8 protein-coding genes and 2 pseudogenes are annotated in these 12,149 nt (G+C 43.6%); 2 read left to right on the top strand and 8 right to left on the bottom strand.

The genetic code is table 11. The features are described from left to right. Window positions 1-15: 15 nt before the first annotated feature. The 3 genes and pseudogenes from AB5Y86_RS13600 to AB5Y86_RS13590 all read right to left on the bottom strand — a co-directional run. Window positions 16-249: pseudogene (locus tag AB5Y86_RS13600) on the bottom strand (DUF4172 domain-containing protein); the annotation flags it as partial. A gap of 609 nt (window positions 250-858) precedes the next feature. Then, window positions 859-1,962 carry a DUF3289 family protein gene (locus AB5Y86_RS13595; protein WP_368193057.1) on the bottom strand — a complete coding sequence of 368 codons (1,104 nt, stop codon included), beginning with the start codon at window positions 1,960-1,962 and terminating at the stop codon, window positions 859-861. Window positions 1,963-2,202: 240 nt separating this feature from the next. Then, window positions 2,203-2,409, bottom strand: a complete 207-nt coding sequence (locus AB5Y86_RS13590; protein WP_005895552.1) for a helix-turn-helix domain-containing protein — start codon at window positions 2,407-2,409, stop codon at window positions 2,203-2,205. A 280-nt stretch (window positions 2,410-2,689) separates the two neighbouring features. Here AB5Y86_RS13590 and AB5Y86_RS13585 point away from each other — a divergent pair, with 280 nt between their 5' ends. Beyond that, window positions 2,690-3,094 (top strand): hypothetical protein, encoded by a 405-nt coding sequence (locus tag AB5Y86_RS13585; protein ID WP_323941362.1) that lies wholly within the window; start codon window positions 2,690-2,692, stop codon window positions 3,092-3,094. Between the two features lie 149 nt (window positions 3,095-3,243). On the opposite strand, the gene AB5Y86_RS13580 is transcribed toward AB5Y86_RS13585, so the two are convergent. Genes AB5Y86_RS13580 through AB5Y86_RS13565 form a run of 4 tightly spaced genes read right to left on the bottom strand, consistent with a single transcriptional unit; the run spans window position 3,244 to window position 9,633 of the window. Further along, a complete protein-coding gene (locus AB5Y86_RS13580) occupies window positions 3,244-4,608 on the bottom strand; it encodes a tyrosine-type recombinase/integrase (RefSeq protein ID WP_323941363.1) in 1,365 nt (454 codons plus the stop codon). Next, a complete protein-coding gene (locus AB5Y86_RS13575) occupies window positions 4,608-5,138 on the bottom strand; it encodes a hypothetical protein (RefSeq protein WP_323941365.1) in 531 nt (176 codons plus the stop codon). The genes AB5Y86_RS13580 and AB5Y86_RS13575 overlap by 1 nt, the downstream gene beginning before the upstream one ends. Next, window positions 5,131-7,164, bottom strand: coding sequence for a hypothetical protein (locus AB5Y86_RS13570; protein ID WP_368193056.1), 2,034 nt, complete (start codon window positions 7,162-7,164; stop codon window positions 5,131-5,133). The genes AB5Y86_RS13575 and AB5Y86_RS13570 overlap by 8 nt, the downstream gene beginning before the upstream one ends. Beyond that, complete coding sequence (locus tag AB5Y86_RS13565; RefSeq protein WP_368193055.1) at window positions 7,165-9,633, bottom strand: hypothetical protein; 2,469 nt, start codon at window positions 9,631-9,633, stop codon at window positions 7,165-7,167. Window positions 9,634-9,878: 245 nt separating this feature from the next. Here AB5Y86_RS13565 and AB5Y86_RS13560 point away from each other — a divergent pair. Further along, window positions 9,879-10,745 (top strand): annotated as a pseudogene (locus AB5Y86_RS13560) (helix-hairpin-helix domain-containing protein); the annotation flags it as partial. Window positions 10,746-10,827: 82 nt separating this feature from the next. On the opposite strand, the gene AB5Y86_RS13555 reads toward AB5Y86_RS13560, so the two are convergent. Further along, a complete protein-coding gene (locus AB5Y86_RS13555) occupies window positions 10,828-11,802 on the bottom strand; it encodes an ABC transporter substrate binding protein (protein ID WP_335830557.1) in 975 nt (324 codons plus the stop codon). Window positions 11,803-12,149: the final 347 nt, after the last annotated feature.

The raw sequence follows: 12,149 nt of genomic DNA, 5'->3' as shown, positions 1-12,149 counted from the left end.
ACACCCTAACCGCCTAGCCAGGGAAGAGCGCACGGATTGGGCATTGAGACGCTCACCCTCAATAGCGGATGAGGAGATGATGTTAGCCAGTAACGTATCCAACGTTTGGTCGGAGTTCCCCAATCTGGAATGACTACCTATTAGAATTCCCAACCTGCGTTGCACCTGCCGTAATCTGGGCAATATCTCGCTATCCTGCCAACGAAAATGGGGCCAATCTGCTTGTTGCCAAATCCAAAATGGTTCCATTATTTCCTCATCCAACGTGCTAGGGTCTCAATAATGAGCCGACCCAGCCCATCATTCAGCTCAATGTTTGAGCCGAATATAACACATGCAGCAGACCAGCAGAGCTGGTAATGAGGATGGAGATACAGGCTGAAAATCTCAGACCGGAGCTAATGAAAAACTGGAAGTATTGTTGCTGTGTGGCGCTACAGCAACCAGTAGATAGACAAGGTGGGAACTCATTGTCGTTTCGAATAGATCTTGTGAGCTTGCTGCTTACGCTGCATGAAGCCACGCCCAAGAAAAGGCCGTCTGGTCTGCTCATTCATGTGCTTGATGATACTCACTAATATTGGGATGCCAGTCTAAGCCACCAAAAGAGAAGAATTGAACCACCGAGTAGATTGCCTGCCAGGTATTTCCAAGAGCGGTCTGACAAGAATAAAATCGCCCCCAGTATCGTTATCAGGCCCCAGAGATAGGGCATGAGCAGTACATATAGGCCAGTCAGTGAGTATTCATCGTTAAACCAGTCATAGACAGGCTGAATGAACAGGATCGATGCATTCAAGAGGTGATAGAGCATGAACAACACGAATACCCATGTTCTCTCTGTCTTCACTGCTGCGCTCACTTTAGTTCCCCTTGGAATGGATAGCTGAGTTCAATGACGGTCAAAAATGGTTTGTAGGCAAAGCGCTTGTAGTGTTGAAGAACAAACCAGCTTCTGAAACCGGACGCCAGGCCGTAGAACTTTACCCTTCCGGTCGTGGGGTCAGGGCCAATGTCAGGATAATCGAGACCGAAGTGGTCATATAGCGTTACTTTGATCGTGCCCTTGTAGAAATCGCCAAACTTTTCATATGTCGTGATTTCCGCCTTGCCTGCCCAGACATCGTTCACCGCAATTGTGAGGCCCTGCACCTTATCTACCGCAGAGTTGAAGATGGGTAACCGAAAGCCGGAGGTCTTGCTGTATTGCTGCATCAAGTCACTCAGAACAAGCTTATTCACATCACCATCAACTTCGGCCAGCTTTGCCTTCACTTCCTTGATAAGGGTATCTGAGAACTTGATCGTGGTCGGGTGAGCTCGCGCTGCTCTCGTCAACGCTTGGTTCCGATATTCACCCCCCTCGGATTTCTCGAACTTGGCGATCATTGCCAGAATGTTCATCTTCAAGTCGCCAGTTGCAAACAATGTAGCCATGTTGCGGAAGCTACTAAAGAACACCTTGGGGTCAGTCTTTTCGAGATCACCAATAAAGCCGTCATCTCCCATCTTCCCTACAAACATGGGGATAGCCTTGACCTGCTCTGCCGTCATCGTGCCATAGGTCATATCTTCGGCGGGGCTGCCATCAACGTTCTTACCTGGCTCGCGCTTCGACTTGTAGATGAGCACAGGCACACGATAGGTTGTGGCTGACGTTGTATCGGTTTTTGGCTTGAGAGCAGGAGGAATGGTTTCTGCCTTAGGGCGCTCTTTCTCTGCCGAACCAAACCACATTGTTGGCTTGGCCTGGGCATATGCCGACTTGATGGCCTGCTCAAACCTGGGCGTCCCCCTCACCGAGATTTGGTCTCCCTGAATAGTACAGCAAGCAAACACATCAGATTGCATCCCCAATACGACCTTTGAACCATCATCAAGGCTTCCTGCCACAGGGCCTAGAATGCGCTTGAACTCGTCCTTGGTGAGTTGGCTGATGTCTCTGAGGTCTGGTTTCTGCATGTATAGAGGGCTCGATGAAGAGTAGTAAGAGGATCACTTTATCATCAATGCGCCAATCGAGACCATGTAGGCATTTTCTGAAAACGGCAGTTTGTGACGCTTTCTATCGATGGACGCGGGGGATTAATAGCTAATAGACAAATGCTAAGGATGGCAATGATGCTAATTGCCATCACTGTGAATAATTATAGGGAAATTTAGTTTTATCTGGGTGAAGAGAAAATTATTTGGCAAATATATCTATGGCAGCAAGTCGCGAATGTCACACCCCATTACCCTGGCAAGACGATAAGCCTTTTCCAGGGTGACATTGACCTCACCACGCTCAATTCGTCCTACGTAGCTTCTATCAATTTCGGCCGCATATGCGAGTGCATCTTGCGACACGCCCAATTGAAGCCGTCTATCACGTACAGCATCACCAAATTTTTTTGCTAGCTCTTGCATGTCTCGCCTCTCACTGGCGAGCACTATCTCTGGTTGTCTGGCTAACGACCACGGATTATAATCCGCAATCAAGTTTAGATTTCCACTAAATGTTTTCGTTCGAGGCTGAGTATTACTTATGAGCTCCCAGACTGTGTGGTTACCAACCGCGCTCTACACCGCACTCATTCGATTGCAGATGGATGATTTCACTACAACGGAGTGCTTGAACGCAGTCTTTGGTGACTCAGAGTACAATCAGGCCCATAAGAGGCGATACGGCCTCGTTTATCGTAATCTGATGAAGCTGGTTGACGCGGGTTTCTTGGAACGGAGAAATGTTGATGATGTGCGATTGTATCCAAGTTACGTTAAAACCCCCCTGTTTGATGAGGTGAACTTTCAAGAAGAACCGAGTGACCTAGAGGTTAAGAAGGTTAAGAAGGTTCGGGAACACAAAGGCGGGGCGAACGATGCTCTCTTAGATGAGTTAAAAACGAAGGCAAATATCTACCGCATCGAAATTCAGGAGTGCCAGGCAGCAATTGCTGAATACAATAAGTTGCAAGCAGACTACCCTGCTCTGGATATGGCTATTGAGCATGCTCTCAGGGATAGATATCAGGAATATAGCGACTTACGTGGCAGGTTGGCTGCCGTGGAGGAGGTGATGAGGGCTTTGGGGAGCACCGAGTTGGCCCGCTAATGTTACCTCTCATACATCTAAATTGATTTCAACTGTCTAGATAACCCTGCTGGCTAAAAGCAGCTCAGCTCCCTTGCCTGTTTTTTTGCACAAGCAAGCTTCTTTAATGCGAGGCTTGTTTGTTGCACAAGCAAGCTTGCTTCAATATGCTAATTTTTTTCAAAAAATGGGCTTAAACTATCCAGTGAGTGAACAAGTTCTTCAAGAGCCTGTTTATCACCTATTTGTTCCTGACGTAACAGTTTTACAGTTGTTAGCATTTTTTGGACTCTTATTCTCAATGGGGTTGCCTCATTCTCTAAACCGAGAGTGTCACCACTATCTTCTCTATTATACTCTGTAGCTAAGTGGATATAGTGAGAAAGCGTTTGGTTGGATGCATGTAGCGTAACTTTTCTGCACGCAGTGCTAGCCACGCTCAAAATGTTGGAGAAACTCCCCGATGCAGTTAACTTTTTTATTTCCCTTGCGATTAACAGCGTAATAAATCTGTGACGAAAGGAGTGATTTGTTAGATGGCTTAGCTGGTGTCTGTACTTACTCGTGTTTATTACTTTTTTCGTATAATTTTTTAAGTATGCAGCTGTTAGTGCTTTTCCTGTCCTTGAGTCAACGAAAATAGCATCATGGTCAAGAGACTTGAAGGTTGCCTCTATTAACTGAACGTGCCAGAGTAGAATTTGTAAGTCCTCACTCGTGGTTTGCACCTGTCGAAATTTACCGCTATATTTTCCCTTGCTGACAGGAATGTTTCTGATGACTATTTTTTGATTGGGGGTAAATAATGACTTGGCAGCATCTTTTATCATGGAGCGCTTTATTTGATGAACTTCACTAATCCTAGAACCTGTGATATTTAATGCCGTAGTTAAGGCTTGCCATCTAGAAGTAAGAAATTCGGATAATTGAGGATGGTAGTTTGAGGTTTCAATGGCTTCATACCACATTAATAATTCATGGTCTCGTACATATTCCATATCATATGAAATATGAATCAATCCACTAAATGAGTCATGGTGGTTATACTTTGTTTCGAAGGTTCCTTTCTTGTACGTTTTGATAGAGTAATGAACTTTAAACTGCTTTTCAGGATCTTTTTGATTCGTAGATAAATTCCAATCAGCATTCCGGTTGGTTAGGAATATTATATAGTTTAAAGCTGTTTTTCCATGGGATAAGAGCGTGTCATCATTTATATCTCTTTCCTTTAGATGGGAAATAAAACTATACAAAGTGCTATCATTGATATTATTTAGCTCTATATCTAGTTCTTCAAGAAAGGAACAAAAGAGGTTTAGACTATAAGCCTTCTTGATAACGGTGGATGCTGATAACTTGACATTATAAGATCGCGCACCGCCACCTATCTCTGTTAAATATGCATTTGCGGCCCAGTCAAACGATCCTCCTTTTTTCAGAATCATGGGGAGTGGCAATTCACGACTACCTCCAATTTTCCTGCTTGTTGCGAGAAATCTGAGATTAGTGTTTTTAGCTATAACTACCTTTGACATTATTTTACCTCCCATGCTCTATTTTTCCCGAGGATATTTGCCTGTTCGATAATCAACCGTCTATAGACATCATCAATTTGCTTGTCCTCTCTCCACTCATCTAAAAGTTGCATATATGCTCTGTACACCTCAGCAAGGGCAACACGTAACTCTTCATTTTCTTCTTTAATCTGGTTAACCTCTTCCCAGGTTAATCCTGATTTTAAATTCTCATTACCGAGAGTGGGCTTATTTGAGAGCAGCCTTTTATTTGCTTTGGCAATGGAGTCAATTAATGTCGCTAGTTCTTTAGCGTTATGCTCCTTATGAGCTGTATTCCATGAATACTTAATGATACCAAGTTCTGGATCCTCCCACTGATGAACAGATGTCTCTGATATTGTCTCTGTTTTAATTTCTAATGATTTTGGAATGTCGTCATAATTATTTATCTGACTTAATAGCATAGATTTAGTCAGCATAGCCTGGGTTATAACATTCTTTTTGTCGATGACGCTTTGTGATGTCTCGCCCTTTTTAAACTTAGCCATCCGTTTCACCATCATTATTTTTAAAATAAAAGAAAACTTCATTGTTATCAATTTTATAGAAGCGAACTACTTGACCTGTTCTATTTTTGTGTTCTGTGATTAGGTCATGAACCAAGCCCTCTAGTACAGTATAAATAGTAGATGACTTTCTGGCTCGATTAACAATATCTTGAATAGTGTTATCGCCATGGATAATCTTGTTTAGAGTCGCACCGATCCTTGCTATTGTATTCTCAGCCTCTTCAATCCACTCATCATTGGGAGATATTTCTGCATAATAGAATGTTTGATCTAAGTTTGAATGCCCCATAAACCATGACAGTTCCTCAAGACCTTGGTCATCTGAAAAGTTGAAATATAAGACAGCAAAAAAGCGTCTAAATTGATGAGTTGTACAATACCATCTTTTCCCATCGATAAGTGGGGAGTTACACCAATCCTGGAACATATCTAAGCAGAATTTTATGTAGTCAAAACCTAAAGGTGTTTTGAGATAATCACCTGCACCATCATCCAATCTACCAGATGATATAGCTCTGTAGCTGATTGAGTTACTAAACAAATAGAGTTCATTTTCATCGGCAACCAAACTTCGTCGATCTTCAATCAAGCATGCTAAAGAAGAAAATTGTAATCCGTAATCATATATTAGGTCTGGAATCGGTCTGTGCACATCCTCTAGCTCATATCGTTCAGAGCTTTTGGGGATTTTTAATATGATATCGTAAAATTCATCTATAGGAGATTGAACAAAACAGTTTCTTTTCAATGTACGTAATGAGGTTGTACGAGCAGCAACAAAACTACAAATTGCAATCCACATTGCAGCAATATATAGCCTTACTGCTAAGCCTAAGGATATACTATAATCGGCGTTATCAAAGGATATTGTTTTTAGTTCATCTTTAGTGCGTTCCCATGATGTGATTTTTAAATCTTTTAATTTTTCAGGCATCAGTGTGTTATTAAACGCAAGTGTTCTAATTTCAGAGTTATAGCGAGCATATGCGGTCGTATTTGCAACATTTAGATTTTTAATTATATCCCTTTCAGTCTTGTAAATGTTTTCAATGAATACGTTCAGAGGTTTACCATACTCCCTAAGAAATCCAAGTGCAGATGAAATTGTATGAAGTGCAACATGAACAGGAATTAATGCAGTTTTTTCCTTGGCGATTAGTATATCAAATATCTCTCTTCCACTCTTGAATAGAGTCATAGGGCTATGTTGAAATTGATACTTCTGTGCAGCTCTAGAACTATATAAAGCCTCGATGGATGATATCGCATTACTTATAATACTTTCGGTCGGCAGAAGTATCTCGTCTAACTCTAATGGCTTTTCACATGCATTCTTGTATTTCCGCTTGTAGCTATTCTCTGGTTCTTTTTCTGCACTAAATTTATCATCTTCATTTAAGTATTTGTTTACTTTGTCTTTAAGGCTGAGAAATTCTCGCTTAGTGAGAAAAATACATGCTTTTATGTGGTTCCAATCAATGTCCTTGATACTGTTGTATTTTTCAGTAATTATTTCTATAGTTTTTTCAAAAACTTGTGCATTAACCCCATATGCTAATAAGAAACCCTTTAGGTCATCGTATTTAATTTCACCTAAGGTGCGAATAAAAGGCTCACCATCAATAATTCTCCGTTCGTTCGTATGGTATATGAGATGTATAGCAGTCTTAACAATGGTTTTAACAGTGTTGGAACTTGTTATTTTACCATTTATATCTAAGTATAAAATACTATGTTGAATATCGGTCAGTAATGATTGATTTACCTTATCTCCCAGGCGCTCATTTGGTGCCGTCTCCATGGTTTCAAAATTTAAACTATGACTTCTAATGTTATTGTTATCATAAAACCTACGCTCAATACCATTTGAGGCTAACAACCATTGGCGATCGTTTGCTGATTCATTCAGCATCCATCTTGGTCTAGGATATGTTGAGTCAGCAGCCATAGCTTGAATTTTTTCTGGGTCTACCAATTCTTTTATTGGTGATATTTTTCTGTTCATTTATGAACTCTCTTGCTCTATTGACTTATGAGCATTTCGCAACATGATTTTTAAAGGTGTATTAGAGGTGGACACCATATTTATAACATCTGAGCATAATTTCTTTAGGTGCTCATCCTCTCCTTCTTTAGCATAAACAATCGCTAACTTTAGATTTTTTTCTGAAACACAGAAATATACTGATTGTTCACGTTCATCATTACTAGGTTTTACTGTCAGGCTATTGAACAATTCCCCGCCCATTTCAGGGTTAGAAAATGCACTTGCAAGCTGAGCCTTGAATTTACTCTCGCTGAGGTGGACTGATTCGAAGGGGGGGGAATTATTAGCTATAGCCATAAACAATAATATTCTTTGGAATGAACGGATCTTCACCCTGTAAATTAACTCTGTTAGATACTTTGGTATGTATCTATTTAAAGTTGTTTTAACAGTATTGCCAAAATATGTCGCGGTGCGCAGTGCATCACCATGTGACTGTAGGTAGATTAGTATTCCTTTAGATACTCTTACTTTTTTTAAGGTTGCATCATTAATTACATCTATATTGCTTTCACTTGTAACATGGTTTCGAATCTGCTTGAAGCCACGTTGAAAATCATCAGCTCTACACTTTGATATTCCTCTAATTGTCATGCATAGCCACAGGTTGTGATCAAGCGCAACATTACGCGCATTTTCAGTCATTTCCATAGCCATTTTAAGACAAATGGATGCGTCAATATCTTGAGCTTTAACTTTAGCTATAGGAGTTAAATCACCAATTGCTTTTCTAGTTCGTGCATATCTAGCCCGTGGTTTTATTGTCCTGACTCTAACACTACCGTCATCATCTACCTGCATAAACTCTACTCCATAACTAGTAGCAAATGCTTTCATGGTGTAGAGAGAGTAAGGATTAATACCCAGCTCTTCTGTAATGATAATCTGCATAGCTGATGCTGTAATGATAGTTAGACCTAGGTATTGCAACGCATCTTCTTGAAGAATAACCTCGTTTGTTTCATTTCCTTTTGTGCCTTGGATTAACTTATGATAGTTTTGAGTGAAATATGCAACAGTGTTTTCTAACCTTAGAGCGTTGTGTTGACTGAATGAGTTATTTTTAGCTCGTGCAGATTGAGTATTACTTTGAGTTTCTTTCCCATAGTTGCTTATAGCGATTAAACTTGGAGCGTCACAAAATTTTTTGTATGACTCATAAACAATGTTTTTTGCGTATGATAAGAGCGCTTGAATATTGTTTTTAATTTCTTTCTCTATCTGTTCTAGAAAAGATTTTGAATCAATGACATGTTCCAATAAGTCTTCTTCATATATGTTGGTTTTTGAAATTATTGGATTGTCATCTCTTATTTTTTCTGTATTAGTATCCCTGCGTAAGTTGTTTGGAAGATCAATGCTATTTGGTAATAAACCATGTTTAATTAAGACGGAGATACAGTTTTTAACATGTTGAAATTTCATATACGCAGTGTTTCTTTGAAGGCGGTTAAGCAAATCTCCCCTAAAGGTAGACAGTTCACCCTGTATTAAGTTGGGTTGTTGATACCACTTACTACTTATTGATGATATGTGTTTAAGAAATGCTCCAATAGGCTCTCTATGATGTTTTACAATCTTGAATGAATTTACGTGTTCTTTGACTCGTTGTGCAATGTCAGGAGGGCAGGTAGAAGACAATATGTCATTGAACTCATCATCGGAGCCTTGTTTTTTTGTCGCTTGGCTTAAAAATGATGACGGTAACACTTTACTTTTGCATAAGGCATACTGAGCTTCATCCTTCTTTTTGAGAATTGGCGTTATAGCGGAAAGAATATTCCCTTGAAAATAGTTACTGTCAACTAAATATTTAAATAAATTTGAATATGTGAAAAGCAATAAATTAAAGACCTGTAAGGATTTTGTGTAAGTCGTAGTGTGCGCAATAATATAACTAAGAGTTTCCGTTAGTTCTGATAAATTCCTTTCGTTGAATATGCTCTTTAAAGGGATTATATATCTGGCTAGGTTTATTGATAGCACTTGTTGATGTGGTAAATTGCATGAGTATAAGAATAAGGAAATTAGATCATATATATCATGATTGAGGTGAGGGCGAATTGTTTCTAGATGAGTAGGTAGCCCAGGATAAATTTTTCCATCCGTGCTAGATGGTAGTTTAATGTCAAAGTTGAAGCGTTCTAATTGATGGGAGGGGAGACTCTGCGCTCTGTAATTTTGAAATATATCCTCTGTGATTGTTCTTTCTAGCGTTGACTCTAGTTTATTAAGAGGCTGCCCTGAAAATGCTTCATTTTTCTTCATGAAAAGAATGAATTTTTTCAATGCAAGAATATAGTTATTAGCAACCCTAAAATTATACTTGTGGCTTGCAATAACGCAATATAGTTCTATGAACTCATTAATGTGAATGGTGTTTTTTGAGTTCAACGCATCTCCATAACCCGTAACGGATACCAACATGACTCGTAGTAGCCTATTGGCGTACTCATTTGATGCTGTGCTGTTGAACGTTTTAAGCCATAAAATAATTTCATCGCTAAGATGCGTCCCCAAGTGTGTGTAGATAGCCTCGATTCGCTTGCTCGACACGATGAATACTGCCCTAGTTGAAAGTTTCACATAGAAAGCGTAGTCCTTTTTTGGCTCTGCAAGCCCGAAAATGCTGATTTTTTCTAAATGAAATGAAAAGTGTGAGGTGACACTTAGACGTGATCCCGCAGATCGTGGCCGTGGTGGAGGCGCTGCGCCCAAGCGATGCCCGTGCGATCGGCTTCCCGACCGAGTGTCCTGTCTGTGGCTCTGCGGTCGAGCGGTTGGAAGGGGAAGCGGTTGCCCGCTGCTCCGGTGGCCTGTTCTGCGAGGCGCAGCGTAAGGAGGCGATCAAGCACTTCGCCGCCCGTCGCGCCATGGATGTGGACGGCCTTGGCGACAAGATTGTCGAGCAGCTGGTAGACAAGGGACTGGTGAAGACTCCCGCCGATCTGTTTAGCCTCAATGCCATCCAGCTGGCCGGTCTTGAGCGGATGGGGCAAAAATCGGCCCTCAATCTGGTAGCCGCCATCGATGCTGCGCGCAGTACCACTTTGCCGCGTTTCCTGTTTGCCCTGGGGATCCGCGAAGTGGGGGAGGCGACTGCGCTCAACCTTGCCAACCACTTCCTCACCTTGGATGCACTGCGCGCCGCTTCGGTGGAGCAGCTGCTCGAAGTGGCCGATGTGGGCGATGTGGTGGCCAAGCATGTCTACTACTTCCTGCGTCAGCCCCACAACGTGGAGGTGTTGGAGGCTCTGCTGGCTGCCGGCATCCACTGGCCGGCTATCGAGAAGAAAGAGGCCGCGGAGCAACCCTTTGCCGGCAAGACCTTCGTGCTGACCGGCACCCTGACCACCTTGTCGCGCAACGACGCCAAGGCGGCATTGCAGGCGCTGGGAGCCAAGGTGGCGGGTTCGGTATCTGCCAAGACCGATGTGCTGGTCGCGGGGGAAGCGGCCGGTTCCAAGCTGACCAAGGCGCAGGAGCTCGGCATTACCATCTGGACCGAAGAGGAGCTGCAACAGGCGTTGCAGGGCTGATAGCCCTCACCAAGCCTGCTAACCGCAGCACCCGATAAAAGAGAACCCGGCATGGCCGGGTTCTCTTTTTTTGTTTCGGCGGTCACTCACGCCAGAGGATCTTGTGGCGCCATTTGTCGGGCACGGTGAGCTGCCAGCGGGCCAGCTCGCTCTTGCTGAAGACATATTCGCCGCGCAGGGCCGCGCGCGGGGAGATGGTACGGGGCAGGGTGCCCGCCAGAATGGTATTGATGAGGCTGGCTGCCTGTATCCCCTGATCGTGGCCGTCCAACACCAGCCCACCGATGGCCATCCCCTTGCCGACGGTAAACTCCCAGAAACAGAAGATCGGCACCGGCGTGTTGGCGCTGGTCCACTCCAGCACCGTCTTTTCGCTCACATGCTTGCCATTGTCATCGACCAGCGTGTGGTAGAGGCCGAGGAAGATTGCCTGATAGCCGTTCTTCTTGGCGTTGAGCACCGCCTCCTGCCAGAGGCTGTAATCCCCCATCAGCTGGCTGTTGATCCGGGTCTGACCGACCCGCAGCTCGGTCTGGGTCTTGAATTCATCCTCGATGGCGGTGAGGGCCACATTGCTGGAATCAAACAGTACTAGCGCCTTGTCGAGCCCTCCCATCATCTGGCTTATTTCGCTGATATTGCGCTTGAGCAAGGGGCGCTCCAGCACGCCGGTGATCTTGATGTGGCCGACAAAGCCCTTGAGGCGGGGGTTCTCGTTCATGCCGAGAAACACCACCGGGGTGCCCAGCGAGGCGATCTCGTTGGCCAGATAGTTGATGGCGTTGTCATCCCCCAGTACCACCAGATCCGGTTTGCTCTTCAGATAAAAGGCGATGGCTTGCTGGGCGATCTCGTCGAACTTCTCCCGTGGATGGCGTTTGGTATCCATATAGAAGTGGGTGATCTTGTGCTCCCCCTGCAAGCCATCGAGCAGCCCTTTGTTGTAGCTTTGGTCCCACAGGTATTCGGGATGGTAGCTGCTGATCACCAGAATGTTGGCAGCCCAGAGCGGCAGTGAGAGGGTGGATAACAGTAGCAACAGCAGAGAGGTGCGCATGGGTTGTCCCTTGTCGAGGGGGAGAGAGTTCTTGTTCAGTATGGGCGGTTTTGGTTGGCGCTGTCATCTCGAAACCGGTGCGGTGGGGGGCGATTTTTTTTCGGGTGGGCGGATCGGACGCCAGCCCGCACCCTGCTTGAGGTTGGATTTGAATGGGGCTCTTTTAGGTTGGTCGTGAACTGTCCCGCTCGCTGAAAAACCTGTTCTGGATCAAGAAATGAGGCTTCGCTTTGGTGCCTAATAGACACCACATATAGGGACGCATTCGTTTTTAATCCCTATATGTTGTGTTATTAAGCTGTGTATAAGCTGTTCCTCTCCTATCTTCAGCCCAGGCTTGTCAAGCC

Source organism: Aeromonas sp. s8, from assembly GCF_040907785.1.
Classification (GTDB): Bacteria; Pseudomonadota; Gammaproteobacteria; order Enterobacterales; family Aeromonadaceae; genus Aeromonas; species Aeromonas veronii.
This window is presented reverse-complemented; position numbering and strand designations above follow the sequence as displayed.